The following is a 24,772-nucleotide window of genomic DNA, read 5'->3' as shown; positions in this document are numbered from 1 at the left end:
TTGCGCGCCGGGCACATTCGGCCCGGCGCGGCTTACCGGTCGCCGAAGGTGATCGAGAGTGAATCCCGGTCGCCGGGTGCGACCACGACCGTCAGCGGCGGATCGGGAATCGGCCGGTCGGACGCCGCGTAGCCGACCCAGCCGGTGCCGACGAAGACCGCGATGAGCAGGGCGGTGGGCAGTTCCGGCAACAGCCATCCGCACGGTATCGAGGACAGACCGGTCTCGGGGATCAGCTGGACCGTGGGTATGTCCGGTCCGGTCTCGCCGTACACCGCATCGCCACATGTCGCACCGCTCCGCCGCACCGGAACCCGCCCTCGCACCCGAACCTCCATCGCTTCGAGCGTCCCGGCCCGTCTGCCGGGAAACCGCCAGACATTTACAGTGCCCCATCCGCGAGTGCGCCACACCGGTTATGGACAGGACAATCGGCGTGTCTCCGAAAGTTTGCTGAATACCGGGTGGTAGCTATCCGATTCGCGAGTTTCGCGCTATCGGTGCGGACGGACACTGGCGTCGGGCCAGCGGGGCGGGCAGGCGCCGCCGGGGAAGGTCTGCAACTCGAAGTGCCACCACTCGTTGTCGAATGTCCGGCACAGCCCCCAGCGATTCCCGTTGTCCTGCAACCACTGTGCGCCCTGTTGCGGACCGACGTCGATGGCCTTACCGGTCACGTGCGTGGATTCGTCCGGTGGCAGTACCCACCGCCGCGCGGCGTCGGGACCGCCGTAGGTGGCGATGCCCTGCTCCCACAGCTGTTCCTGTTCGTCGCGGGTGCGGTGTCCGGACACGATCCCGAGCGGCACGCCCTGCTGGTGGGCCTGTCGTTCGGCCATCGTGTAGGCGGCGGCCAGCAGCGGATCCAGTCCCTCGGTGCCGGCGGCGAATGCGGTGGGGATGGGTTCGGCCAGACCCGGTCCCGCGGCCCCGGCCAGCGCCACACCGACCACCACGGCTGTACCAGCAAGTCCTCGCAGCATGAAACCGATCGTAACCAGCGCCGATCCGCACACCGCGCAACCGGGCGCCGGCCCGCCGTCGCGCCCGCGAGGGCCGGGACCAGCACCGCCTGACATTTTCGGCGGCTGCGTCGTCGTAGAGGACGTACCAGTTTTCAGCCATCCAGGAGTTCCGGAAATGACCAGAATCGGCATCATTCTCGGCAGTACCCGCCCCAACCGCAACGGTGCGCAGATCGCGCAGTGGGTTCTGGACTCGGCAGCGCGTCGTAGCGATGCCGAGTTCGAACTGATCGATCTGCGCGACCACCCGCTGCCACATCTGGACGAACCGGTGCCGCCGATGTTCGGCCCCTCGGTGCATGCGCACACCCGGGCCTGGGCCGAGCGGATCGCCCAGTTCGACGGCTTCGTGCTGGTGACGCCCGAATACAACGGTGGCATGCCAGGGGTGCTGAAGAACGCCCTCGATCATGTGTTCGCGGAGTGGGTCGACAAGTCGGTCGGATTCGTCTCCTACGGCGCGAACGGCGGCGCTCGCGCGGTCGTGCAGCTGCGGGCGGTCTGCAGCTCGCTGGGCATGGCCGATGTGGGCTACCAGGTCTCGATCTCGGTGCTCACCGATTTCGAGAACCACACCACGTTCGTCCCACGTGACCATCATGCCGCCGCGTTGGACAAGACACTGGACCAAGTCATCGCGTGGAGCACCGCGCTCGCCCCGCTGCGAGCCGGCGCCGAAACCACTCTCGCCACTTCCTGAGGAGCCGAACATGACCGTATCCAACGACTTTCGGTCCCGCGCCGACCGCACCGCCTCCGACGAAGCCGAGATCAGGCGGCAGATCGACCGGCTGATCGCGGGACTGCGCGCCAAGGATCTCGACGCGGTGCGGCAGGCGTACGCGACCGACGTCGTGTCCTTCGATGTCGAGCCGCCACTCCAGCATGTCGGGATCGCGGCGAAACTCGACAACTGGGCCAAGGTGTTCCTGTTCTTCGAGGACGTGAACTACGAGATTCGCGACCTGACGTTCACCGTGGGCGAGGACGTGGCGTTCGGGCACGCCTTCGCTCGACTGCACGGCACGATGAAGAACGGGGTGGCCAACAGCGGTATGTGGGTCCGGGTCACCTACGGAATGCGAAAGATCGACGGCACCTGGCTGATCACGCACGATCAGGTGTCGGTGCCGTTCGACATCGCCGGCGGCACAGGCGTCGTCGACCTCGAACCCTGACCACCACGGCGGTGTCAGCCGGAGGAAACGGCTTCCTCGTAGGCGCGCAGTGTCGTGATGACCAGGGCCCGCTGCTCCGCGGTCAGCGGGCCCACCGCGGCGCGCCAGCCCCGATGCGCACCACCTTTGCTTTCAAAGCTAAATTGCCGAACAGGCCCATCGTCCCACGTGGACACGCTGCCACCCCCCTTCTCGGAGGACACCGATGACCGATCCCGCTGCCCGCCTCCGCGCGCTGACCATCGGATTGCATCCACGAGCGTTGGACTACAGTCGTTTTCCCGATCTGGACGAGGAGCAACTCATGGCCAGGGTCGAGGCCGCCAACGCCGCGCTTCAGGACACCGAATTCGACATCACGCCATGCCTGGTGTCCGCGGCGCCCGACGAGGCGGAGAACGAGCTCCGCGCAGTACTGGCGAGCCGATCGTTCGACCTCGTCATGGTGGGTGGGGCGGTGCGAGCGGTCCCCGAACACACCCTGCTGTTCGAACGAGTCGTCAACCTCGTCGCCGAGGCAGCGCCGGGAATCCGGTTCTGCTTCAACACCTCACCCGAAACCACCCTCGACGCCCTCCGCAGAGCGGCCGCCTTCGTCTGAATTCCGGGAGACCCGGCGACATCACAGGCAGTCGTACACGGCGGCGACCAGGTCGTAGGCTCGCCGGTCACCGGCGAGCCAGTCGCGGCGCAGATTCGGGACGAAGGCGATCGCCACCTGGTTGTCGATGTCGCCCATGCCGACCGAACCGCCCGCTCCGGGATGTCCGAAGGCGGTGGCTGCCGCGGTGTCGGGCAGCACGAAGTTCTGCGACGGCAGCATGTAGCCCCAGCCGAATGCCGTCTCGAGTTGCAACACCGTGTCCACCCCGCGCACCCGCTCTCTCGTGGCCTCCGCGAGCACCGCCTGCGGCAACAGTTTTCCCGCGACGAGGTCGCGATAGAAGCCGGCGAGGGCGCGGGCGGTGACGACCAGTCCCGACGCCGGCCAACCGCCCGCCAGCACATCCGAATGGTTGTATGCGGCAGCCGGATTGGACGAAGAGCGCATCAGCAGCGACTCCGGATCGCGATAAACCTCCGCCAAGCGAGCCGCCGCGGCCGCATCGATCGACCCGATGTCACCCGTCCACGCCATCTCGGCAGCGGGCGGGCGGGCCAGGCGCGCCGCACGCGCGGCCTCGTCGGCGGAGACGCCGATGCGCAGATCCGCGCCGAAGTGGCCGCGCACATAGTCCCCGACCGTCGAATGCGTCTGGCGGCGTACGAACTCGCCCACGAGCCAGCCGAAAGTCAGTGCGTGGTAACCATGTTCGCTACCCGGCTGCCAGATCGGGCGCTGCGCCGCGAGGGTGCGCGCCATCAGCTCCGGATCGGCGGCCTCGGCCACCGTGATCGGCTGCTCGAAGACGGGCAGCCCGGCCCGATGGGTCAGCATGTCGGAGAGTGTGGTGGATTCCTTTCCCTCGACCGCGTATTCGGGCCACCACCGCGCGACCGGCTCGTCCGGGTCGATGCCGACGTCTCGCGCGACGGCGAGAGCCGCCGTCGCGGTGAGCGCTTTCGTGCACGAGAAGACCACGCAGGCCGTGTCCTGCTCCCACGCTCGCCCGGTGCGTTCGTCGGCGACACCGCCCCACAGATCCACGACGGGATGTCCGTCCACACACACCGCCACCGAGGCGCCGAGATCTCGCCCCTCGGACAGGTTGGCGGCGAACACCTCCCGGACCGCCTCGAAGGCCGGATCCACCCGTCCCTGCACACCGGTCATGCCGAAATTAGAACACGTTATAGAGACTGTGGTGGTGTTCGCCGCCGACTCCACGGCGTGCCGGGCGAAATGCGCGGCGGCGTGTCGCTCTACCGCGAGTCCGACCCACCGATAGCGTGCAAAGCGGTCGTCTGCTCTGTCCAACCGACGACGAGGAGGCAGTCATGGCTCTTCCGCTGACCGCGAACGCCCTGGTGCCGTTCGCCGCCGCACTGGGGGCCAGCGCGCTGGTCGCGGTCGCCTCCCTGGCGCCGGGACGGACCCGACGGATTCCCGCACAGGCCGACGAGGTGACCCGGCGGCGCATGGTGCGCCAAGGCGGCGTCGCGCCCACTGGCCGGCACCGCGCCGGCCGCGCTCCGTGGCGTGCGGCCACCTCGGCGTTTCGCTGACAACCGGACACGGATCACGAATCGAGCCAGTGTTCGATTGCGTCCAGTTCGGCCGCACAGAAGATCTCGTCGCCGCTTTCCCTGTCCAGCAGTTTCCATTCCAGTTGCGGACGGACGCCGCGGACGAGAACGTAACCTGCGGTTTCGGCCCGCGCGGTAAGCTCCGGAATTCGCTCCGGCATCGAATCTGCTTCCGCTGCTGGGTTGTTCGTCTCGCGATCACTCATCGGGTTCGCTCCTGAGGGTGTTCCGGCGGGTGGTATCGGGATGAATGCGGCCGGCCGCGACCAGCGCGGCGAAGGCCGCACGCTTGCGCGGGCAGTCGTGGTCACGATGGATCTGCATCCAGTGGTGGGCCTCGGCCGTAGTGAAGGGCCGGCCGGGAGGGGCACAACTCCAGTCCGTGAGCCACGCGATCGGCGGCCTGCCGTTCGCGCCGTCCCATCGCTCGCCGTGTCCCGCACGCGGGGCATCATCGCGAGGCCAGAAACATCCGACGGCGAGCAGCACGACGCCACACCCCGACAGCACCGTGACGACGCTCGACAGGACGTTCCATGTCCCCATCGCTCACCGATCACGAACGACGTTCGGGTGCAGGCTGTCTGCCAGTTCCGTCAACCCTGCAAGCACCTGCTCGAACGTCTCGATCGGCACCGCGTTCTGACGTGGCGAACCGGAAAACCCACTGCCGACAGGGAATTCGATACCGCGCCGGTGCGCACGCTCACGCGGGCTCAACCGCGGCGGCTCGACCCGCCGGAAATGCACCAGCGTCCGGTAGGCCACCCGTTTCCACGCACACTGCTCGATCCGGCAGTTCCGATGCTCTTGCATCAGGTCGTGGGCCAATTCGATCTGCGGCAGATCGCAGATACCCGGTAGCGCGAGGAGTGCATCATCGTCGATCGGCGAGTAGGGCACTGGTTGCATCTCCTTCGAAGACGTTGGGCTGGAACGCAATTCCCGACCGACGCTCGCCGGGCCGGTACGACTCGGCTATCATGTGCGGTAGCCGTGGCACAGGGGGCGCACTCCACCTGTGGCCGCACTAGCGATTCGTCAGGTTCCTCTGTTGATGTCGACCGCAGAAGCGGACATGGTTTCGCGTCGGTCGTGGTAGCAGCACCAGAAGACCACCGACCGGCCTGGTCCGCCTGCGCAACATGAAATTTCGCCGGAAGTGACACAAAGCGCCAGGACCGATTTCAGGAATCCAAAGGCACCATTTCACTTCGCAATGCACAGAAAGGGGGCATTCGATGGCCGAACCCGGGGAACCGCTGTCCCTGCCGAAACGCCAGCTCGGCTACTACCTCAGGCAGGCGCGGGAGGAGAGCGGCATGAGCCTGGCCGAGGCCGCGGCACACATCGGACGCTCGGCGCCGACCTTGATGCGGATCGAGAAAGGGCTCACGCAGAAGCTGTCGGTTCCCGAGATCGAGGCGTACTGCCGACTGTACGAATTCGATGAGGAGAAGACCGATGCGATGAAAGGTCTTGCCCAGCAGGCTAATACGCAGAACTGGTGGCACGAGTACGACGATCTGATTCCGGCCGACTTCGATATCTACGTGGGGTTGGAGTCCGCCGCACAGGAGATTGCCACGTACCAGCCCGAACTGATCCCCGGCCTACTTCAAACCCCCGACTATGCCCGGGTGCTGTCGCGAAACGCATTGCCGAACGGCACGGACGACGCGATCGAACGGCATGTCCAACTCAAAATTCGACGGCAACTACTCATTACTCGCAAGGTCCGGCCGGTTGAATTGCAACTCATCGTTCATGAGGCGGCTCTTCGTCGCGTCGTCGGAAGCGGCAAAGTGATGAGTATCCAGGTGCGCTATCTGGCAGACATAAGTACGCGCGAGAATATCGACATTCGGGTTCTTCCGTTCACCGCCGGCGTGCCAGTAGGCGAAGCGATCGGTCCATTCGTGATGCTGCGCTTCGGCCACACCAACCACAACGTCGTATACGCGGAAACCTACACGGGTGACCTGTATTTGGAGAAACCCGCTAGCCTCCGTCGGTACGCTGGAGCATACGAGGTCCTGCGGTCTGCCGCACTGGATGCGGCACGCAGCAGGATCGCGTTACGGCAGGTAGCGAAGGAGCATCTAGGGTGAGCGCTGATCTATCCGGGGCGAAATGGTTCAAGAGCAGCCGAAGCGGGGGCACGAAGGAGTGCGTCGAGGTTGTGTTCCTCGACAGTGGCACGGTCGGCGTCCGTGATTCGAAAGACCCAGGCGGTCCCGTGCTCGCTTTCACCCCCGGCGAGTGGGACGCCTTCACCGTCAGCCTACGTAACGGCGGGCTCGACCGGCCGTTCGCGTAGGCGAGATGAGGACGTGAAGTGAACGTCGACCTTTCTGGGGCGAAGTGGTTCAAGAGCAGCCTTAGCGGCGGCACAAAGGAATGCGACGAGGTCGCGTTCCTGGAGAGCGTTTGGGTCGGCATCCGCGATTCGAAGAATCCGGGCGGCTCGCAGCCGGCGAATCCGCCCAGGCCACTACGCGCCCTACCCGCCTTCACCGCGCGACGGCGGTATCCGGCTTCTCGACCGCGAAAACATCGTCCAGCCAGTCGAATATGCGCTGGTGGGTGAGCAGCACAGCACCCATGTGGCAGTGCTCCCCCGCACCCTCGGCCGCGGTGCCGACGATGTAGTCCTTCGGACAGGTCAGCGCCCGATAGACCCGCTCCGCCTGGCCGCGAAAGAACTGATCGTCCTCCGCGTCGAGAACCAGTGTGGGGCAGGCGATCCGGTCCACGACGTCGGCGATCGTGTACTCGGCGGTCTTGCGCACATAGTCCGCCGCCGATTGCGCGCCGAAGGTCCACGCCCCATTGCGCAGCGCCCAGCGGATCGAGGTGTTGAACGTCGTCAACAGGGCCGCAACGGCATTGGCCTCGGCATCGCGACCGGCCGCGACCCAGTCCGCCAGAAACGGCGGCATCGGCGCGATATTGGCCTCGTGGTAGTCGAAGACGCCGTCGTCGAGAATCAATGCGGCCAGGCGGGGTTCGAACGCCGCCGCACGCGCCGCCAGGTAGCCGCCGAGGCTGTAGCCGAACAGGGCGAGATGGTCCGCGTCGATCTCCGGCATTGTCAGCGCGTAATCGACGACGGCGGAGATCACCACCTCCCAGTCGGGCCGGAAGGGCAGGCCCTGCTCGCGAATCACCGCACCCTGTCCGGGGCCGTCGAAGGCCAATACCTGGTAGCCGCGTTCCAGCGCGCCGGCGGCGAGCGCGGGGTACGCCTCCTCCAGCGTGGAGTCGAAGCCGCTGTTGAAGATCACCGTCGGCCGGGGCGCGCCGGAATCGTCGAGCAGGAACAGAAAGCCGGGAAGTGTCGTGTCGCCGTAGGGAATCGACACCGACCGCACCGGGGTGTCGAGCAGTTCCGCTGCCGCGGCGAAGGTTTCGCGCGAACGCTGCGACAATTCCGCCACCAGCGGATCGCCGACCGGGTGCTCGCGCTGGTAGAACTCGGCGGTGCGATAGTAGTTCGAGGCCCGCAGGAACGCCTGCCGGGCACTCACCCGCCGGTCCTTGGCCAGGCAGTCCCGCCCGATCGCATGGATGCGCTCGGCCGTCGCCCGCCACTCCCGTAGCCAGGAGGCATCGTCACCTTCGGTGATGCGCTCGGCGGTGGCGATGACCTCTCCCAGGTCTGCGGCGCCGTAGCAGGCGTATGCGGCCGCGCGCAGCGCCTCGTAGGAGTTGGACTCGTCGTCGAACAGGAACTTCATGATCTCGACCTCGCCTTTTACGTCGATACGACACCGTTTCGTCGTATACGGGCAACGATAGATTCGCCGACGACGAAACGCAACCGTTTCGACGTTGATAGGGTGCGTCCATGACGACCAGCAAGCGCACCCCGGCCGGCGCCGCCGTATTGCAACCCCAGGTGACCGCGGCGATCCGGGATGCGGCGTTCGCCGAACTGGCCGAAAGCGGCTACGGCAAGCTGTCGATGGAGGCAGTGGCCCGTCGCGCGGGCGTCAGCAAGCCGACCCTCTACCGACGCTGGCCGAATAAACAACAGCTGGTACTGGCACTGATCACCGAGGTCGCCGTCCCCGCTGCCGAACCCGCCGACACCGGCACCCTGCGCGGCGATCTGCGCGCCTTCCTGGAAACGGCCGCCCAGGGCCTGACCCACCCGTTGGCCGCCCGCATCATCCCCGACCTGCTCGCCGAATCGATCCGCTCCCCCGGCCTCGCCGCCGCCCTCCGCGCCGCGGGATCCCAGCGCCGCACCCGCGTCGCCGCCATGTTCCACCGCGCCACCGCCCGCGGCGAACTCCCCGGCGATCTCGACCAGGAACTGGCCCTGGATTTCGTTGTCTCCCCCCTGTTCTGGCACCACCTGATGGGCGGCACCCTCACCGACCCCAGCTACCTCGACGCCCTCACCGATATGCTCCTCGCCGCCTACCGCGCCACCCCGAAACACCCAGCACCCCAGCGAGAATCGTGATAACGAAGCCACCGGCTCGGCCCCGAGGCGAAATCTTGCGAAAATCTCGTTGCCGAGCACTCGGGACCCCTGCTACCTTCTCCGAAGCCGTGCAAGAGAACGAGGAGGTGGTACCCGTGAACGCAGTATCGACATGGGTGCTCCCCTCCGGGGTCACGGTCGGGCGATAGGTCGTCCGGGAGCGCCGCGCGAAAGCACTCCCGAAAGGCATGACCATGCACTTCACCTCCGAACAGCGTCTCGGCGACGACGTCCTCGAACGCACGTTCACCCTCGGCGAGATCCCCGGCATCCTGTGGACGCCCGCATCCGCCTCCGCACCCACACCGCTGATCCTGCTCGGCCATCCCGGCGGACTGGACAAGATGTATCCACGTCTGGCGGCCCGGGCTCGGCGCGCAGTGGCGGAAGGCTACGCCGCGGCCACCATCGAACTCCCCGGCAGCGGTGACCGGCCCCGTTCCGCCGACGCCGAGCAGGCTCGAACCGATCTCCGCCGGGCAATCCAGGCCGGCGAGCCGGTCGATGACGACATTGTGGACCGGCTCGTACTTCCGTTGGTGGACAAGGCCGTACCGGAATGGCGGGCCACCCTGGACGCCCTCCTGACGTTGCCGGGAATCGGCGGCCCGGTCGGGTTCTCGGGAGGGGTGATCGCCATCGCGGTTCGGCTGGCGGTCGTCGAGCCGCGCATCGCGGCCGCCGTCCTGTTCGCCGGAAGCTTCGTGCCCCGCAGCACATTCGACGAGGCCCGGCAGGTCACCACTCCGCTGCTGGTCCTGCTGCAGTGGGACGACGAAGGAAACGACCGGCAGCAGGCCCTGGACCTGTTCGACGCCCTCGGCTCGAAGGAGAAGACACTGCACGCCAACATGGGCGGGCACACCGGCGTCCCGCAGTTCGAGGGAGACGACGGAAGCCGGTTCTTCGCACGGCATCTGAAGTGAGGCACGGCAGTCCGGCCGACGGCGTCAGCAGCTGTCGGCCGGGCCGCCGCCTATCGAGGAGCGTGCCTCAACTGGTGCCCTCCTGCACCGGATAGTCGATGACGACCACACCACCGGTGGCGTAGTTGACGACATCGGCGGCCGCCAGCCGGCCATACTGGGACGCCCGCATCGCGGCCAGGGCGGCGGCGTCAGCGAAGTCGGCTTCGAAGACCGCGAAGTACGGCGGTTCTCCGTTGGTCGCCGCCACGTCGAAGCTGTAGCGCCACCCGAGCAGGCCCGGCCAATTCCTGACCAGCGGAAGGTGATTGTTCACGTAGTAGTCGCGGAAGTGATCGGGGTCGGCGGGCTCGGGATACAGGACTACCAATTTATGCATGACTGCCTCCTGCATCCACTGCGGTCGATTGAATCGTCATATGCGCAGGTTAGGGCGTGATGTGTGGTCGAGGGAAAGACCGGAACACGATAGACTCAGAACGGATCGTTATCAATCGACGGGGAGGGCATGTGGCGCCGGATACCGTGAGCCTGCGGTACTTTCTGGTGCTGGCGCAGGAGTTGAACTTCACCCGCGCGGCCGCACGAATCGGTATCGCGCAGCCGGCACTCAGCGCCCGGATGCGCCGGTTGGAGGCGGAACTCGGTACGAGCCTGCTGGTTCGTAACACGCGCAGCGTCGAATTGACCACGGCCGGTGCGGCTTTGGCGGAGGCCGCGCCACCCGCGCTGGCGGCGCTGGACCGGGCATGGGACGCCGCCCGGAATGCCGGGGCCGGTGAACTCGGCACGCTGCGCATCGGATACAGCCTCAGCACGGGAGCCGAGACGGCACCGGCCCTGGTGGACAGGCTCCTTCGCAGCAGCCCGGGACTCGAGGTCGGCGCGGTCCCGATGGAGACACCGGAGATCTCCCCCGCGGTCGCCGACGGCCGCATCGACGCGGGGATCACCCGCGGTGAACAGCCGGGGCGTGGTGTGCGCCGGTTCCTGCTGCGGCGTGAGCGCGTCGGAGTCCAATTGGCACACCATCATCCGCTGGCCGAACATCCGGAGATCGAGATCGCCGACGCGGCCGCGTATCCGCTGCGCCTGCCCGACCGTACTGCCAATCCCGTGATCCACGATCAGCTGTCCGCACTGTTCCGCGACACCCGACCGAGCCCCCGATTCCACACGCCCGCAGTCTCTTTCGACATGTCGCAGCGCGACCTACGCGACGGGCTCACCCTCGCCCCGGCCGGTGAAGTCGCGGTCACGACACAACCGGCCGGTCTCACCTGGCGACCGCTGCGGGGCGCACCCACTTTGACCATCCACCTGGTCCTCCCGCGCGTGCAGTCACCACTCCACCGCCGCATCCGCACCGTCGCCAAAACCCTGGCACACGAGCTGCATTGGCTGCCGGACCGACCCGCAACAGGTCACGCAGATTGCCGATGACGATGACGATCCACCTTATGAACGCCGTCCGCACGAGGCGACCGGTTGACGGCCACGATGGTGAGACGAACCGTCGCTCCCGACCGATGCGAAGGAGGCCACCGGGATGACCGGACGCCCGTTGTCCGTTGAGGAATGCGACCGCCTCTGGGAGGCCTGGACTCCCGGCCAAGTCGCCGAAAGGCTGTCGGGCGCCCCGTCATGCTGGCATGTCGCAGCCGGGTGGGCACTGGATCTGTTCGTCGGCGGTCTCGGACGTGCCCACTCCGATCTCGAAATCGGTATTCCACGTGAACGATTCGCCGAAATCGTGGACGCGTTTCCCGGCTACGAATGGGACGTCGTCGGCGACGGGCACGCCTGGCCATTTCCAGAGGAAGCAGACAACCACCATCAGACGTGGCTGCGCGAACCGGCGACCGGGCTCTACCGCCTCGACGTCTTCCGCGAACCACACCGCGGCGATCGATGGGTGTGCCGCCGCGACACCGCGATCACACTGCCCCACGACGAGTTGATTCTCCGCACCACCGACGGCATCCCATACGTAATCCCGGAGGTCGTACTCCTGTTCAAGGCGAAAGCGCGCCGAGCCAAAGACGAGGCGGATTTCGTGCGCGCGCTTCCCGCGATGGACCGATCACGGCGAGCCCGACTGTCCGGGTGGCTGTCGCGCGTGCACCCCGGCCATGCCTGGCTGGAAACCCTCTCCAGATTTTGACGATCGCGCCCGATTCTCGACGCGGATCCACTTCGGGAACTGCGGAGACTGGCACGAGCCCCGGCGTGCCTCTAAAATAGAGGCATGACCGACAGTCTCATCCTGCGGGTGTGGCAATCGAAGGACTCCACACAGCTGCCGGACTTGCTCGCCGAGGAAGCGACGTTCTCGAGCCCGGTGGCCGATTACCACGGCCGGGCCCGCGCGGCACACCTGCTGGCGACGATCTCGACGGTGCTCGACTCGGTGCAGCAGACCCAGCAGTGGACCGACGGGCAGGACGGGATGTTCGCCTTCACCGCCCGATTCGCCGACCGGGAACTCCAAGGGGTGCTGCGCGAAGAACTCTCCGCGACCGGGAGCTTGACCCACGTGACACTGTTCCTGCGGCCGTATCGGGTACTGCGCGCGGCCATCGCGGAAATGGCACGGCGACTGGATGATTCACCCCCGCCGCAAGCGGCGTGATCATGGCGTCCGAAACGCCGCGCCCGGGGCGCCCGGTGCGCGGATCGTCCACCGGGCGCCCGATCATGGCGCTGTTCGATCTGCTCGGCCGGCGCTGGGTGCTGCGGGTGATCTGGGAACTCGATCAGGCCTCGGGCCCCCTCACCTTCCGCGAACTGCGCACCGCATGCGGTGACCTCTCCTCGAGCGTGCTCACCCGCCGACTGTCCGAACTCACCGAAGCGCGCCTGGTGGAACACGACGAGGGATACCGGCTGACCCGCACCGGGCACACACTCGTCGAACGGCTCGCACCGTTGACGCAGTGGGCGGCGGAGTGGCAAACGATGACGGACGAGTAGACGCTCCGGGCCGGACGGTAGGCAGCACCGTCCGTTCGGGCGGCCAGCCGCGCACCCTTTCCAGCCGACGGATGTGCTGAATACTTCGACAGATGGTTGCACCCACCCTGTTCGACACACCGCTGCTCCATCGCCTCCGACACTGCGAGCGAATCCTGATCGTCGGTGCCGGTGGTGGGTTCGACCTGCTCAGCGGTCTGCCGATAGCTTTCGCGCTCCACGAACACCACAAGACGGTCTTCCTGGCCAACCTCACCTTCACACCGGTCACACGCATCGACGCACAACCGGTGGCGGCGGGAGTGTTCGACATCGATGCCGACACCAGCGGTCCGCTCGCCTACTTCCCGGAGAAGCACCTCGCGGTGTGGTTACGCGACCACGGCCATCCCGACCGGGTGTTCCTGATCCGGAAAAGCGGACCCGCCGGGATTCGAGCCGCTTACGCGTGGTTGGCCCGCGAGCTCGACCTGGATGCGGTCGTTCTGGTCGACGGCGGCACCGATCTACTCATGACCGGTGACGAAGCCGGACTCGGAACACCAGTCGAAGACATCACCAGCCTACTGGCCGCCCACGCACTCGATCTGCCGGTCAAACTCGCGGTCTGCGTCGGATTCGGTGTCGACACCTACCACGGCGTCTGCCATGCGCACTTCCTGGAAAACGTTGCCGCCCTGACCAAACTCGGCGCATACCACGGCGTGTTCGCTCTTCTGCCCGGCACCACCGCCGTCGACGCATGGCTCGACGCTGTCGACTGGGTCCAACACCACACCCCGGGCAGGGAAAGCATCGTCTGCGCCTCGATCACCGACGCCGCCCGCGGCGAATACGGCGACCATCACTCCTTGGCCCGCACCCGCGCCAAAGGCGCAGAACTGTTCATCAACCCGCTGATGTCGATGGTCTGGGGATTCGACCTCGACGCGGTCGCGGACCGAGTCCTCTACCGCCACGAGATCGCCCACACGACAACACCATTCGAGGTCGCCACCGCCATCGAAGCGTTCCGCGACCACATCGCACTGCGCCCCCGGCGAACCATCCCGGCCTGAACCTCACGACAGCACGTATCAAAAATTGATATTTATGAGACAGTGGAGCGGTTGTGGGAAGTTGTGAGACTCCGGTACACGGTTGCGCGAGATACACCCAGGGTCGCGGCGATCTCGTCGACGGTGTATTCGCCGGAGTCTCGCATGTGCCGAGCGGTTTCGACCATTTCCGGGGTCATCGCACCCGGCCGGCCGCGACCGGTCCGGCGGCGTGGAAAGTCGGCGGGCTGCTCGGGCGTGCGAGCACTCGCACGGGGCGGCGGCCCGCCCAGCAGGCGCTGCACGCCATCGAGAATGGCCGCGCGTAACCGTTTTCCGGGCTGGTCGGCGAAGAACACCACCGGATCGCTGAGCGCCGCGTAGATCTGCGCGGCCCGCACCCGCGCGGTGAAATCCGCGTCGGGGCCGGCGAGCAGTTCCTGCGCGGTCAAGGCGATGTCACGCAGCCGCCGGTAGGTTGCGGTATCGGCCGATAACGCCTGGTCCTGCATGTGTATCCGCAGCAAGGGCCGATGCCGGAGCCAGGTATCGACGAGCCCTTCGGCCACCGCCCACCGTCGCGCGTCCGGATTCCGGATGGACCGCACGGCTTCGAGCATCGCCTCGGTATCTGCGAGCAAGGGTTCGACCAAAGCGACGACGATGTCGCTCTTGCTCGGAAAGTGGTAGAGCACAGCCGTTTTGGTCAGGCCGACCCGCTCGGAGATTTCACGCACCGAGACAGCGTGGTAGCCGCGTTCGGCGAACATCGCCAGCGCGGTGCGCAGGATGCGAGCACGCGAATCGTCAGTCACGGTTCCCGATCCTACCCCTTGACTGACCAGTGGTCAGCGACCTATCGTTGAGCTCTGACCAATGGTCAGTATTTTTGAGACGAGGAGGACGTCGTGAAGAACGAGCGGATTCTGATTTCCGGTTCCGGTATCGCCGGGCAGGTGTTGGCGTACTGGCTTGCGCGGCACGGATTTCGGCCCACCGTGGTCGAACGGGCACCCCGGTTGCGGACCGGCGGCCAAGGGGTCGATATCCGTGATCAGGCGATCGAGGTGGCCGAGAAGATGGGGATCATGGCGCGTGTGCGGGAATCCGCGGCCGACGTGGCGGGCATGAGGTTCGTCCGCGCCGACGGCCGCGACGTCGCTCGCATCGACACGCAAGCAATCAAGGACAAGTACGGCAGCACCGAGGCGGAGATCATGCGTGGCGATCTCGTCCGGATCCTGCACGACATCACCGCCGACGACGTCGAGTACATCTTCGGCGACTCCGTCCGCGGGCTCGAGCAGGACGACGACGGTGTCACCGTCACCTTCGAGCACGCGGCGATGCGGCGCTTCGATCTGGTGGTCGGGGCCGACGGCCTGCACTCGACGGTCCGGCGACTGGCCTTCGGCCCGGAGTCCGACTACGTCCGGCACATGGACCACTACTTCGCCTTCGGTAACACCGACTCGACGCTGGGACCCGATCGGTGGATGACGGTGTTCAACACTCCAGGGCACTTCGCGGGGATCTATCGCTCGGGTAACCACGCGCAGGCCAAGGCGTATCTCATGTTCCGCAGCCCCCGGCGCGATATCGACCCGCGCGACCAGCAGGCCGTCCAGGCGCTGCTCGCGACCGAGTTCCGTGGCGAGGAGGCCTGGCACGTGCCGGAACTACTGGAGGGCGTACTCGCCGATCCGGACGCCTACATCGACACGCTCGGGCAGGTCCGCATGAATTCCTGGTCGATCGACAGGATCGCGCTGGTGGGCGACGCCGCCTACTGCGCGTCCCCGGTCTCCGGCGCGGGGGCCGAACTGGCGTTCATCGGCGCCTACCGGCTCGCCGGTGAGCTCGCGGCCGCCGCCGGCGACCATCGCATCGGTTTCCGCCGTTACGAGCAGGCCCACCGGCCGTTGGTCGACCGCAAACAACAGATCGGCCCCAACCTGCGGCTCATGGCGCCGAAAACGCGGATCGGCATCGCCGTGCGCAACCTCATCACCCGCCTGCCGCTCCTGGAAGCGATGGCCGGAATGGAACGCATCATGGCCCCCGAGGCCGTCGAGGAGCTACCCGACTACAAGGTGCCGGCAGCGTCGATCGTGGAATGAAGCGATGTGACTACGGGCCGGTTCGCCGGCGGCCGAGCTCAGGAATCTTTGTCCTTGCGAAGTTCGTCCGGCGGCTTGTTCTCGGTGATCTGCTCGTCGACCGAGTCGGCGAAGGCGGTACCGGCGACCATGCCGTCGGTACCAGGTACGACGACGCTGGCCCGCGCACCGGGCTCGTAGATTTTGTCCAGTTTGTCGGCTTCCTTCTTGGCCCGCTCGCGGGTTTCCCGATCCGGCTCGGGCGTGACCGTCTCGGCGGGCTTCGTGGTCGAATCCGACGCGTTCGCTGTGTTCTCCGTCATACCCGCAGTGGTTCCCGCCCGTCGCACTCTTACACGGGCGCTGGAATCATCCGGGGTCGGCGTTCGACATCGGTGACAGTGAGAGGACATCGCGGATGACCACGGTGCGGCGGTTCTGGATCGAGTTCGATCCGCAGGCGAATGTCGACGCCCGGTTTTGGCGGGGCGTCGGAGTCACCGGCTTCGACGTGCGGGATTGCTTGTCGATGGTTGCGGCTCTGTTCTCCGACGGAGTGCTGCCGCCCGTGCTTCGCATCACCGCCGACATCTCGCTGGCCGAACCGCTGCCGCTGAATCCCCGCTATCTCGGAGTCCCGGTGTGGCGCGGCGTGTGGTACCCACCCGAGAATCTCACGACCGGGCCGGCGCACGACATCGACCGGCGAGGCGCACCGTCGGACTACCCGACGCCTGTCACAGCGTCGCGGCGCCGAGTGCGCGCCGACGGGCCCCTTCGCAAGACGTTCACGTGGTGGGACGAAATACCGCATATCGATAGCCTGCGGTGGCCCTTGGTGGACATGCACCGCGCCGAGCACCGGACCGGGATGCGGCAATGCGCCTCGGTGGTGCGTGACGCCTGCGCCGCGGATCCGACCTTGGGGCGGTTGGTGCGCGACGCACTCGACTACATGATCGCGTGGCGACCGACGCCGGACGAATGGTTCGATCCGACCGGAATCAGGTTCGCCGATCAGCGTGAACTCGGCGAATACCTGCGAGCCTTCCGCGACTACCTGCTCGGAGATCGCACCGAGCCGATCACCCCGCTGGGCTGAGCTGGTCGCAGGCGAGCACCGTCGAGGCGCGATTTACTCCGGCTTGCGGCTGGTGAAGTCGAAGGATCCGCCGTCGATGCCCCAGGAGATGATTCGGTCGGGGTGGATGCGGATGACGGCGCGTTCCTGGGGCGGGAAGGGGGGCTCCTCGTCGTCGAGCGCGACGGCCGTGCCGCGCACCTCGATGCCGCGAATTTCGTACGGCTCCAAGGAAATTTGCTGGTCGACGACGAACGACACGCGGCTGCCCGCCTCGACGTTGCGGTACTTGCGGCTGGCGCGCATCCGCATCCCTCCGATGTCGATGGTCCCGTCGGCGTTCACCCGATAGCTGGTCGGGTTGTTCTGCACGACGCCGTCGGGTGACACCGTGGCGAGGCGGCCGATTCCGGCCTCGGCGAGGAACTTCCGCTCGTTGATGGTGAAGGTCATGTCCATTACTCCTCGAGGAACTCGAAAGCGGCTGGGCCCCCGGCGGTTCGCCGGAGGTTGTCGGTGGCGTCGAGCGTGACCATCTCGGCTTCTCTTCCGAATCTATCAACGCTAGCGACTAGAGCGAAGGTAGCATCATTCGCGATAGATTGTCTAGTGATGCTAGATTTCCGATCGGCGGCAGCGGATAGCCCTCGAATCACCAAGCTGCACAGGCCCTTCCGGCAGAGCCGATACAGCGATCTCGTAGCACCGATGAATTCCGTGGGGCCCCGCCGTCGACACCTCTGGATACACCGACAGCACTGGGACCGTTCCAGCGCGGGAAGAACCACGGGAGGCAACGATGGGCACCGAGGACTTCGGGCAGACGACCCGGTCTCTGATCGGCACGGGTGAGCAGGGGGCCCTGTGAGCGGCACCCGAGTGTTGGTGGCGGGGGCGAGCATCGCCGGGCCCGCGCTGGCCCACTGGCTTGTCCGGCGGGGCGCCGAGGTGACCGTTGTGGAGCGCGCTCCCGAGCTGCGTCCCGGTGGGCAGGCGGTGGACGCGCGCGGGGTGACCAAAGAGGTGATCCGGCGGATGGGACTCGACGCGGCGGTGCGCGCGGCGCGCACCGAGACCGCCGGCGCGCACACCGTGGACGCGAACGGCACCGTGCTGGAGACCTTCCGCGCTGACGACGACGGCGGCGACGGATACATCTCCGAGATCGAAATCCTGCGCGGGGACCTGTCCCGGGTGCTCTACGACGACACCCGCGACCGTGCCGAGTACATCTTCGGCGATCGGATCGCCGAACTGACCCAGGACGCGGACGGGGTCGACATCGTCTTCGCGGGCGGCGGTCGACGGCGCTTCGACCTGGTGATCGGGGCGGACGGGCTGCACTCGGCGCTGCGCGCAATGGTTTTCGGCCCGCGCGAGCGGTTCATCCGTCACCTCGGGCAGGCACTGGCCTTCTATACCGTGCCCAACGAATTCGGGCTCGAGCGCTGGCTGATCGACTACCAGGAGCCCGGGCGGTCCGCCGGCCTGCGACCCGTCCCCGACGCCACCCGGGCGATGGCGATGTTCTCCTTCACCGCCGCGGACCTCGACGTCGACTACCGCGACATCGCGTCCCAGAAGCGCCTGCTCCGAGAGCGGATGGCCGGAATGGGCTGGCTGACCCCGCGTATCCTCGCGCACCTGGACGACACCCCGGACTTCTACCTCGACCAGGTCGCCCAGGTGGTGATGGACCGGTGGTCCAGCGGCCGGGTGGGATTGCTCGGGGACGCGGCGTTCAGCTCGTCGCCGATGTCTGGGCAGGGCACCGGCCTGGCCCTGGTCGGCGCCTACCTGCTGGCCGGAGAGCTGGCCGCCGCCGACTGGGACCCGAAGATCGGATACGCCCGCTACGAGGAACAGATGCGCCCGTACGTCGAGGCCAACCAGGAAATCGGCCGACTACACGCACGCAGCCGTGAAGTTCCCACGCCCGACTCCGAGCCGAGCCCCGATTTCACCGGCGAATGGTTCGCCGAGCTGATCGACCGCGCGCTCAACGGCGTCGACCTGCCCGACTACGCAGGGGTGCCCGACTCGGGGATCACGGCCGCACCGCCCACCACCTCATCGAGCGGACTCCCGTAGGCCACCGCCGAGCCGGGTGTGTCCTGATGCCCGATCCCCTGCGCCGGAGCACTTCGGCTCGGCGCTCGGCCCGAAGTGGACGGAGAGGCGCTCGCACAACGCATCGAGGGCCGACTCCTCGATCCGCGGAGCGCCGTCCCAGGAGTCGCTGGCGAACCAGTTCACCGAATCCGGGGTGCCTTCCGGGCGGACGAAGACGTGCTGATGAAAGTGCGCCACGCTGCGACCGGTAACCGCGGAAAACACGAACTCGGGGGCAAGCTCGGCCCGCAGTGCGAAGGCGGCCCGGCGAACCGCCCATCCGATCGCGGCGCCTTCGGCATCGTTCAGATCGGCCAAAGTCGCTGCATGACGGACGGTTTCGACGAACAGGTAGCCAGGCATCGGTGCCCCCTCGGACAGTGGACGGTGCGTCACCACCACCAGATCATCGGCGTAGATCACCGGACCGACCAGACGTCCGACACCACGATGCTTGTCACAGATCAGGCATTCGTTCCCCACGCGGCGACATTATCCGAAAGGACGTGCGGCAACGAGGCTACGCCGACGCGGCATGCCGGCCGGAGTGGCGACGATGCCCGATTCAGAACATTCCGTTGGGAATCTGATCGGGTTGGAGAACTGACTGGACGACATCCCAGTGTTCGACGATCTGCCCGTTCTCGAGCCGCCAGATATCCACGATGGCGATATCGGGCTCATCGCCTGCGGGGGACATGCGGTAATGCAGGACCACGTAGTCGTTCTCGGCGATGACCCGCACGAGTTCGAGATCGGCGCCGGCGACCGGGGCGGTGGTGATGAACTCGATGAAATCGTCTCGGCCGCTGGGATTTCCGTGTTGGTTGTGTCCATGCGACGACTGTTGCCCAGAGACGCAGGGCGCGTCGATTGCATGTCGTGTAATGGCGGCGGCCGGTGACGGATCAGACTCGGAGCATGACGAGCGATCGGCCTATCGGGGAACTGCTGCGCGAATGGCGGCACCGCAGCCGCTCGAGCCGAACGTCCGATGAGCCGCGGTAGCCGATCGGCCCGGGACCCGGGCCCGCGGCTGAGGCCGGCTGGTACCCTCGCTTCGTGCCTGTGATCGTCGCCACCATCACCCCGAAGCCCGACACATTCGACGAGGTCGCGGAGCTTCTCACCCGCCTCATCCCGGAAGTCCACACCGAGGACGGGTGCGAGCTCTACGCCCTGCACCGGGGCAAGGACCGCTTCGTGTTCATCGAGAAGTGGCGCGACATGGCGGCGCTGGGTGCGCACGGCGGCTCGCCGAGCCTCAAAGCCTTGAACGAAGGGCTGAAAGGGCTGGTCACCGGCTCGCTGGATGTCCAGGTTCTCGAAGCAGTCCCCGCGGGCGACCCGGACAAGGGCGCCCTCTAGCCACTCCCCCGCGCCGCGCGGTGATCGGACCGCGCGGCGTGTTCACCCCTCGTTGCGGGGCCCCGCGAGCGCGGCCTCGACGATCGTTTCGAGCTCGGCGCCGATGCGGTCGAGCGCTCTGGTGCTGCGCTCGGCGCGGCACATCGCCACACTTCCTTCGACGGCGGCGACGGTCAGCGTGGCGATACGCTCGGCGTCGGCCTCGCCCGCCCCATGGTCGCGCAGCGATGCGGCCAGCAGTTGGGTCCATCGTGCGAAGGCGGCGGCCGCTGCTTCGCGGGGACCTTCTTCGGCGTCGGCGGCGTCTTCGACAGAGACCGCCAGCACGGGACATCCGGCTCGGAAGTCGTTGTCCACCAGAATCTTTCGCCACGTCGCGAGGAAGGCTCGCAGCCCTTCGACCGGTCCGTTGGCGAGCTCGCGGACCAAGATCTTCGCGGTCCGGTCACCGGCGAAGGCGACGGCCTCGCTGGCCAGTTGCGTCTTGCCGCCGGGAAAGTAGTGGTACGTCGACCCCAGCGGCGCGTGGGCGTATTTGGCCAGTTCGCGCACACTGGTGGCGTTGAGGCCGCGCCGCCGGATCATATCGGCCGCGCCCGCAACCAGTTTTCGGCGTGCGTCCTCCGCCACCCTGCCTCCCTGTCTATAACGACCGTCATATGACATCGGTGCCCCGATCATATCGGTCGTCATAGTTGCCGGTTCCGCACCGTGAACCGCTTCACGCCGCGGCGGACGGGGCCGCGCACAGAACACCGTGAAGCGGCCCCGGGCGGTTACTCAGACCCGCTCTTTGGAGCGCGTCCGCACGCGCAGCGCGATCGGCTTCTGGGTTTCGGAAAAGAAGTCGTTGCCCTTGTCGTCGACGACGATGAAGGCGGGGAAGTCTTCGACGTCGATCTTCCAGACCGCTTCCATGCCGAGTTCCGGGTATTCCAGGACCTCGACGTTCTTGATGCAGTCCAGGGCGAGGCGGGCGGCCGGGCCGCCGATGGAGCCGAGGTAGAAGCCGCCGTGCTCCTTACACGCCTTGGTCACCTGCGCCGAGCGGTTGCCCTTGGCGAGCATGACGAACGAGCCGCCCGCGGCCTGGAACTGATCGACGTAGGAGTCCATGCGGCCCGCGGTGGTCGGGCCGAACGAGCCGGACGCGTAACCCTCGGGAGTCTTGGCGGGGCCGGCGTAGTAGACGGCCATATCGCGCAGGTACTGCGGCATCGGCTCGCCGGCGTCGAGGCGCTCCTTGATCTTGGCGTGCGCGATGTCGCGGGCCACCACCAGCGGACCGGTGAGCGACAGCCGCGTCTTCACCGGGTACTTCGACAGTTCGGCGCGGATCTCCGACATCGGCCGGTTGAGGTCGATCTTCACCACGTCGCCGCCGAGGATCTCGTCGGTCTGTTCCGGAAGGTATTGCGCCGGTTCGCGTTCCAGCTGCTCGAGGAAGACGCCCTCGGGGGTGATCTTCGCCAGCGCCTGCCGGTCGGCCGAACACGACACCGCGATCGCGACCGGGCAGCTCGCGCCGTGGCGCGGCAGGCGGATCACGCGCACGTCGTGGCAGAAGTACTTACCGCCGAATTGCGCGCCGATACCGAAGGACTGGGTCAGCTTGAAGACCTCCTCCTCCAGCTCCAGATCACGGAAGCCGTGCGCGGCCATCGACCCCTCGGTCGGCATGGTGTCCAGATAGTGCGCGGAGGCGTATTTCGCTGTCTTCAAAGCGAATTCGGCGCTGGTGCCGCCGATCACCACGGCCAGGTGGTACGGCGGGCAGGCGGCGGTGCCCAGCGAGCGGATCTTCTCGTCGAGGAATTCCAGCATCCGGGTGGGGTTCAGGATGGCCTTGGTCTCCTGGTAGAGGAACGACTTGTTCGCCGAGCCGCCACCCTTGGCCATGAACAGGAACTTGTAGGCGGGATGGGTGGGATCGCCTGCGGTGGAGTACAACTCCACCTGCGCCGGCAGGTTCGAGCCGGTGTTCTTCTCGTCCCACATGGTGATCGGCGCGAGCTGCGAATACCGCAGATTCAGCTTGGTGTAGGCGTCGAACACACCGCGCGAGATCCATTCCGCGTCGTCGGCGCCGGTGAGCACGCCCTCGGACTTCTTGCCCATCACGATGGCGGTGCCGGTGTCCTGGCACATCGGCAGGATGCCGCCCGCGGAGATGTTGACGTTCTTGAGCAGGTCGAGCGCGACGAAGCGGTCGTTACCGGAGGATTCCGGATCGTCGATGATCTTGCGCAGCTGAGCCAGGTGCGCCGGGCGCAGGTAGTGGCTGATGTCGTGCATCGCCTCGGCGGTCAGCATCCGCAGCACGTCGGGGTCGACCTGCAGGAACGTGCGTCCGCCCGCTTCGAAAGTGCTGACGCCCTCGGTGGTCAGCAACCGGTAGGGGGTCTCGTCGGCTCCGGTGGGAAGCAGATCCGAATAGCGGAACTCAGGCGCGGTCACGAATCGCACTCCTTGTGTGTCTGCGGGTGCACTCGGCCGGCGGGAGAACCGCTCGCGGCCGAAACAACGCTCCGACTCTAATCAGCGCACCCGGTCACACCGCGATCAGGCCAGCCTTATCTTCGTTGCCGAGCGCAAAGGTTGCACCTTCAATGCGGTGGGTGTAGGTGTCGATCCGATACCGCGACTTCGGGTATCGCCGACAGCGGGAAGGCAATACCATGACCGACGCAGAACTCCCTGGAGAGGAATCGTGACCGAACCCCGTTGGCTCGACGATCTCGAAACGCGAGCGTGGCTCGGCTTCGTCTTCACCCGTGATCTCATCGCCGCCGCTGTCGGCCGCGACTCGCTGCGCGCGTCGAATCTCACCTACGTCGAGTACACGGTGCTGGCACGACTGGCCGACGCCCCCGACCATCGGCGCAGCTTCGCCGAACTGGCCTCGGTGCTGGAATGGTCGCAGAGCCGGCTCTCCCACCAGATCACCCGCATGGAGAAGCGTGGGCTGGTCGCCCGCGAGGCCATTCCCGACGACGCCCGCCGCACCGCCGCCGTCCTCACCCCGAAAGGCGCGGAAGTGCTGGCCACCGCCGCTCCCGCCCACGTCGACAGCGTGCGGCGGCATATGATCGACGTCCTCGACCGCGACCAGCTGGCCGCCCTCGCCGACATCTACGACACCTTGCTCACGCATCATCGCGCGCCGGACCCGGGCGGCGAGGCCTGCATCGACCACAGCGGCGCCCTGCCGCGCGAGCCCAGTCCGCAGCCGGGCTGATGGGGTGGCCGAGCACACACCTTCGCGACATGTTTCGATTGTTCGCCAGCGGGTATCGAGTGAGACTAGGCTCGACTGCGGCTTCTGGACGGCAGCCACGCGCGAGCGACCCCGACGAACCGACCTCCCTTAGGAAAGGGGCACGAGTTTTCATGTCCGACGTGTCCATCGGCCTCTCTCCGGATTCGATACCGGCGGGTCCGGTCGAGAATCTGCTGCCGCAACTGGTCGAACATCTGCGGCAGAATCGCACTGAGCTACGTGAGGAATGGGCTCGTCGTATCGGGGACGCCGCACTGCTGACCGCGATGACCCCGGAGGAGATCTTCTCCGAGGCCACCTCCATCTACGACAATTACGTCGAGGCATTGCAGACCGGTAGCGTCGAGGCGCTGCAGGCCTACGCCCGCGACCTGTCCGAACGCATCATCCCGCGAGGCGTCGAAACCGACGAGGTCGTCGGCATCGTGCTGCTGCTGCGAGATGTGCTCGCGCGCAGCCTCTTCGAGAAGTACCAGTCCGACTTCGAGCTACTCAAGCGGGTGCTCGACGCCTACGAGCCCGCGGCCAACCGGATCGCCAACACCGTGGCCATCTCGTTCGTGCAGGAGCGCGAGCGCGTCATCCGCCAGCAGCAGGAAGCCATCCGCGAGCTGTCGACGCCCGTGCTGCAGGTGCGTGAGCAGCTGCTGATTCTGCCGATCATCGGTGTGCTGGACAGTCAGCGCGCCCGGCAGCTCACCGAACAGCTGCTGCGCGCGATCCGCGCCAACCGCGCCAAGGTGGTCGTCATCGACATCACCGGCGTTCCGATGATCGACTCCACGGTCGCCAACCACCTGGTACAGACCGTCGACGCGTCGAATCTGATGGGTGCCAACGTCATCATCACCGGCCTCTCGTCGGAGATCGCGCTCGCGCTGGTCACCATCGGCCTCGATCTGACGAAGATGAACGCGGTCGGTGACCTACAGGGTGGTATCGAGGAGGCGGAGCGACTGCTCGGCTACGAGATCTCGAGACTCACCGACCGCGACGGACGGTAGTCAAGGC

General features: G+C 66.7%; 36 protein-coding genes. 20 read left to right on the top strand and 16 right to left on the bottom strand.

All coding sequences use genetic code 11. The features are described from left to right. Positions 1-32: 32 nt before the first annotated feature. Together NA3_RS19825 and NA3_RS19820 are read right to left on the bottom strand one after the other, a co-directional pair. Positions 33-338, bottom strand: a complete 306-nt coding sequence (locus NA3_RS19825; protein ID WP_062965118.1) for a hypothetical protein — start codon at positions 336-338, stop codon at positions 33-35. Positions 339-494: 156 nt separating this feature from the next. Then, positions 495-983: a M15 family metallopeptidase gene (locus NA3_RS19820; protein WP_084491694.1), complete on the bottom strand. Its 489-nt coding sequence runs from the start codon at positions 981-983 to the stop codon at positions 495-497. 157 nt (positions 984-1,140) lie between these two features. Here NA3_RS19820 and NA3_RS19815 point away from each other — a divergent pair, with 157 nt between their 5' ends. Beyond that, on the top strand, positions 1,141-1,725 hold the full coding sequence (locus tag NA3_RS19815) for an NADPH-dependent FMN reductase (protein WP_062965117.1): 585 nt from the start codon (positions 1,141-1,143) through the stop codon (positions 1,723-1,725). A 10-nt stretch (positions 1,726-1,735) separates the two neighbouring features. Then, complete coding sequence (locus NA3_RS19810) at positions 1,736-2,203, top strand: YybH family protein (protein ID WP_062965116.1); 468 nt, start codon at positions 1,736-1,738, stop codon at positions 2,201-2,203. Between the two features lie 14 nt (positions 2,204-2,217). Here the strand turns inward: NA3_RS19810 and NA3_RS36990 are convergent, their stop codons facing one another. Further along, entirely contained in the window at positions 2,218-2,379 is a 162-nt protein-coding gene (locus NA3_RS36990) for a hypothetical protein (RefSeq protein WP_157126577.1), read from the bottom strand. A gap of 29 nt (positions 2,380-2,408) precedes the next feature. Here NA3_RS36990 and NA3_RS19805 point away from each other — a divergent pair, with 29 nt between their 5' ends. Continuing rightward, entirely contained in the window at positions 2,409-2,804 is a 396-nt protein-coding gene (locus NA3_RS19805; protein WP_062965115.1) for a hypothetical protein, read from the top strand. 21 nt (positions 2,805-2,825) lie between these two features. Here NA3_RS19805 and NA3_RS19800 read toward each other — a convergent pair whose 3' ends face one another. Further along, positions 2,826-3,977 (bottom strand): serine hydrolase domain-containing protein, encoded by a 1,152-nt coding sequence (locus NA3_RS19800; protein WP_062965114.1) that lies wholly within the window; start codon positions 3,975-3,977, stop codon positions 2,826-2,828. 164 nt (positions 3,978-4,141) lie between these two features. On the opposite strand from NA3_RS19800, the gene NA3_RS19795 reads away from it, so the two are divergent. Next, positions 4,142-4,369 (top strand): hypothetical protein, encoded by a 228-nt coding sequence (locus tag NA3_RS19795; protein ID WP_062965113.1) that lies wholly within the window; start codon positions 4,142-4,144, stop codon positions 4,367-4,369. Between the two features lie 14 nt (positions 4,370-4,383). Here NA3_RS19795 and NA3_RS36985 read toward each other — a convergent pair whose 3' ends face one another. From NA3_RS36985 to NA3_RS19785, 3 genes are read right to left on the bottom strand one after another with little or no spacing between them, the layout of a single operon-like run. Beyond that, a complete protein-coding gene (locus NA3_RS36985) occupies positions 4,384-4,596 on the bottom strand; it encodes a hypothetical protein (protein ID WP_128145208.1) in 213 nt (70 codons plus the stop codon). Then, positions 4,589-4,936 (bottom strand): hypothetical protein, encoded by a 348-nt coding sequence (locus tag NA3_RS19790; RefSeq protein WP_062965112.1) that lies wholly within the window; start codon positions 4,934-4,936, stop codon positions 4,589-4,591. The genes NA3_RS36985 and NA3_RS19790 overlap by 8 nt, the downstream gene beginning before the upstream one ends. Positions 4,937-4,939: 3 nt before the next feature. Further along, positions 4,940-5,293 (bottom strand): hypothetical protein, encoded by a 354-nt coding sequence (locus NA3_RS19785; RefSeq protein WP_062965111.1) that lies wholly within the window; start codon positions 5,291-5,293, stop codon positions 4,940-4,942. A gap of 338 nt (positions 5,294-5,631) precedes the next feature. Here NA3_RS19785 and NA3_RS19780 point away from each other — a divergent pair, with 338 nt between their 5' ends. The 3 genes from NA3_RS19780 to NA3_RS36115 are packed head-to-tail and all read left to right on the top strand — an operon-like array spanning position 5,632 to position 6,980. Continuing rightward, complete coding sequence (locus NA3_RS19780) at positions 5,632-6,501, top strand: helix-turn-helix domain-containing protein (protein ID WP_062965110.1); 870 nt, start codon at positions 5,632-5,634, stop codon at positions 6,499-6,501. After that, positions 6,498-6,710, top strand: a complete 213-nt coding sequence (locus NA3_RS19775) for a DUF397 domain-containing protein (protein WP_062965109.1) — start codon at positions 6,498-6,500, stop codon at positions 6,708-6,710. The genes NA3_RS19780 and NA3_RS19775 overlap by 4 nt, the downstream gene beginning before the upstream one ends. Before the next feature lie 18 nt (positions 6,711-6,728). Next, entirely contained in the window at positions 6,729-6,980 is a 252-nt protein-coding gene (locus NA3_RS36115) for a DUF397 domain-containing protein (RefSeq protein ID WP_084491693.1), read from the top strand. Here the strand turns inward: NA3_RS36115 and NA3_RS19770 are convergent. Then, a complete protein-coding gene (locus tag NA3_RS19770) occupies positions 6,904-8,130 on the bottom strand; it encodes an alpha/beta hydrolase (protein WP_062965108.1) in 1,227 nt (408 codons plus the stop codon). The genes NA3_RS36115 and NA3_RS19770 overlap by 77 nt on opposite strands. A gap of 110 nt (positions 8,131-8,240) precedes the next feature. Between NA3_RS19770 and NA3_RS19765 the strand changes: the two genes are divergently transcribed. Together NA3_RS19765 and NA3_RS19760 are read left to right on the top strand one after the other, a co-directional pair. Then, entirely contained in the window at positions 8,241-8,864 is a 624-nt protein-coding gene (locus tag NA3_RS19765; RefSeq protein WP_062965107.1) for a TetR/AcrR family transcriptional regulator, read from the top strand. 215 nt (positions 8,865-9,079) lie between these two features. Then, positions 9,080-9,811, top strand: coding sequence for a dienelactone hydrolase family protein (locus NA3_RS19760; RefSeq protein ID WP_062965365.1), 732 nt, complete (start codon positions 9,080-9,082; stop codon positions 9,809-9,811). 67 nt (positions 9,812-9,878) lie between these two features. Here the strand turns inward: NA3_RS19760 and NA3_RS19755 are convergent, their stop codons facing one another. Beyond that, positions 9,879-10,190 (bottom strand): EthD family reductase, encoded by a 312-nt coding sequence (locus NA3_RS19755; RefSeq protein ID WP_062965106.1) that lies wholly within the window; start codon positions 10,188-10,190, stop codon positions 9,879-9,881. 131 nt (positions 10,191-10,321) lie between these two features. Between NA3_RS19755 and NA3_RS19750 the strand changes: the two genes are divergently transcribed. The 5 genes from NA3_RS19750 to NA3_RS19730 all read left to right on the top strand — a co-directional run bounded on the left by NA3_RS19750 (position 10,322) and on the right by NA3_RS19730 (position 13,842). Then, a complete protein-coding gene (locus NA3_RS19750; protein ID WP_062965105.1) occupies positions 10,322-11,254 on the top strand; it encodes a LysR family transcriptional regulator in 933 nt (310 codons plus the stop codon). 106 nt (positions 11,255-11,360) lie between these two features. Next, the gene (locus tag NA3_RS19745) at positions 11,361-11,975 is read left to right on the top strand and encodes a hypothetical protein (RefSeq protein WP_062965104.1); all 615 of its coding nucleotides are present in this window, start codon (positions 11,361-11,363) and stop codon (positions 11,973-11,975) included. A gap of 84 nt (positions 11,976-12,059) precedes the next feature. Next, the gene (locus NA3_RS19740; RefSeq protein WP_062965103.1) at positions 12,060-12,443 is read left to right on the top strand and encodes a hypothetical protein; all 384 of its coding nucleotides are present in this window, start codon (positions 12,060-12,062) and stop codon (positions 12,441-12,443) included. A gap of 2 nt (positions 12,444-12,445) precedes the next feature. Next, complete coding sequence (locus tag NA3_RS19735; protein WP_062965102.1) at positions 12,446-12,784, top strand: winged helix-turn-helix transcriptional regulator; 339 nt, start codon at positions 12,446-12,448, stop codon at positions 12,782-12,784. A 92-nt stretch (positions 12,785-12,876) separates the two neighbouring features. Then, complete coding sequence (locus NA3_RS19730) at positions 12,877-13,842, top strand: DUF1152 domain-containing protein (protein ID WP_062965101.1); 966 nt, start codon at positions 12,877-12,879, stop codon at positions 13,840-13,842. Positions 13,843-13,874: 32 nt separating this feature from the next. Here NA3_RS19730 and NA3_RS19725 read toward each other — a convergent pair whose 3' ends face one another. Continuing rightward, on the bottom strand, positions 13,875-14,636 hold the full coding sequence (locus NA3_RS19725; RefSeq protein ID WP_062965100.1) for a TetR family transcriptional regulator: 762 nt from the start codon (positions 14,634-14,636) through the stop codon (positions 13,875-13,877). A 93-nt stretch (positions 14,637-14,729) separates the two neighbouring features. On the opposite strand from NA3_RS19725, the gene NA3_RS19720 reads away from it, so the two are divergent. Beyond that, positions 14,730-15,941: an FAD-dependent monooxygenase gene (locus tag NA3_RS19720; RefSeq protein ID WP_062965099.1), complete on the top strand. Its 1,212-nt coding sequence runs from the start codon at positions 14,730-14,732 to the stop codon at positions 15,939-15,941. 38 nt (positions 15,942-15,979) lie between these two features. On the opposite strand, the gene NA3_RS19715 is transcribed toward NA3_RS19720, so the two are convergent. After that, positions 15,980-16,243 (bottom strand): hypothetical protein, encoded by a 264-nt coding sequence (locus NA3_RS19715; protein WP_062965098.1) that lies wholly within the window; start codon positions 16,241-16,243, stop codon positions 15,980-15,982. A 95-nt stretch (positions 16,244-16,338) separates the two neighbouring features. On the opposite strand from NA3_RS19715, the gene NA3_RS19710 reads away from it, so the two are divergent. Next, entirely contained in the window at positions 16,339-17,022 is a 684-nt protein-coding gene (locus NA3_RS19710) for a hypothetical protein (protein WP_062965097.1), read from the top strand. Positions 17,023-17,055: 33 nt separating this feature from the next. On the opposite strand, the gene NA3_RS19705 is transcribed toward NA3_RS19710, so the two are convergent. Next, entirely contained in the window at positions 17,056-17,454 is a 399-nt protein-coding gene (locus NA3_RS19705; protein WP_062965364.1) for a PPOX class F420-dependent oxidoreductase, read from the bottom strand. Positions 17,455-17,865: 411 nt separating this feature from the next. On the opposite strand from NA3_RS19705, the gene NA3_RS19700 reads away from it, so the two are divergent. Beyond that, positions 17,866-19,092, top strand: coding sequence for an FAD-dependent monooxygenase (locus NA3_RS19700; protein ID WP_062965096.1), 1,227 nt, complete (start codon positions 17,866-17,868; stop codon positions 19,090-19,092). Here the strand turns inward: NA3_RS19700 and NA3_RS19695 are convergent. Next, complete coding sequence (locus NA3_RS19695) at positions 19,072-19,596, bottom strand: HIT family protein (protein WP_063917609.1); 525 nt, start codon at positions 19,594-19,596, stop codon at positions 19,072-19,074. The genes NA3_RS19700 and NA3_RS19695 overlap by 21 nt on opposite strands. Before the next feature lie 82 nt (positions 19,597-19,678). Further along, on the bottom strand, positions 19,679-19,897 hold the full coding sequence (locus NA3_RS39290; protein WP_369689785.1) for a nuclear transport factor 2 family protein: 219 nt from the start codon (positions 19,895-19,897) through the stop codon (positions 19,679-19,681). Between the two features lie 278 nt (positions 19,898-20,175). On the opposite strand from NA3_RS39290, the gene NA3_RS19685 reads away from it, so the two are divergent. Beyond that, on the top strand, positions 20,176-20,481 hold the full coding sequence (locus tag NA3_RS19685; protein WP_062965094.1) for a putative quinol monooxygenase: 306 nt from the start codon (positions 20,176-20,178) through the stop codon (positions 20,479-20,481). 42 nt (positions 20,482-20,523) lie between these two features. Here the strand turns inward: NA3_RS19685 and NA3_RS19680 are convergent, their stop codons facing one another. Together NA3_RS19680 and NA3_RS19675 are read right to left on the bottom strand one after the other, a co-directional pair. Further along, the gene (locus NA3_RS19680; protein WP_218021854.1) at positions 20,524-21,111 is read right to left on the bottom strand and encodes a TetR/AcrR family transcriptional regulator; all 588 of its coding nucleotides are present in this window, start codon (positions 21,109-21,111) and stop codon (positions 20,524-20,526) included. Positions 21,112-21,261: 150 nt separating this feature from the next. Continuing rightward, on the bottom strand, positions 21,262-22,938 hold the full coding sequence (locus NA3_RS19675) for a fumarate hydratase (RefSeq protein ID WP_084491744.1): 1,677 nt from the start codon (positions 22,936-22,938) through the stop codon (positions 21,262-21,264). A 253-nt stretch (positions 22,939-23,191) separates the two neighbouring features. Between NA3_RS19675 and NA3_RS19670 the strand changes: the two genes are divergently transcribed. Together NA3_RS19670 and NA3_RS19665 are read left to right on the top strand one after the other, a co-directional pair. Next, on the top strand, positions 23,192-23,719 hold the full coding sequence (locus NA3_RS19670; RefSeq protein ID WP_084491691.1) for a MarR family winged helix-turn-helix transcriptional regulator: 528 nt from the start codon (positions 23,192-23,194) through the stop codon (positions 23,717-23,719). A gap of 152 nt (positions 23,720-23,871) precedes the next feature. Continuing rightward, positions 23,872-24,765: an STAS domain-containing protein gene (locus NA3_RS19665; RefSeq protein WP_030518330.1), complete on the top strand. Its 894-nt coding sequence runs from the start codon at positions 23,872-23,874 to the stop codon at positions 24,763-24,765. The last annotated feature ends 7 nt before the right edge of the window (positions 24,766-24,772 follow it).

The sequence above is a fragment of the Nocardia africana NBRC 100379 genome (assembly GCF_001612635.1).
Lineage (GTDB): Bacteria > Actinomycetota > Actinomycetes > Mycobacteriales > Mycobacteriaceae > Nocardia > Nocardia africana.
The sequence above is the reverse complement of the archived record's forward strand: the minus strand, read 5'-3'. Positions and strand labels throughout refer to the sequence as shown.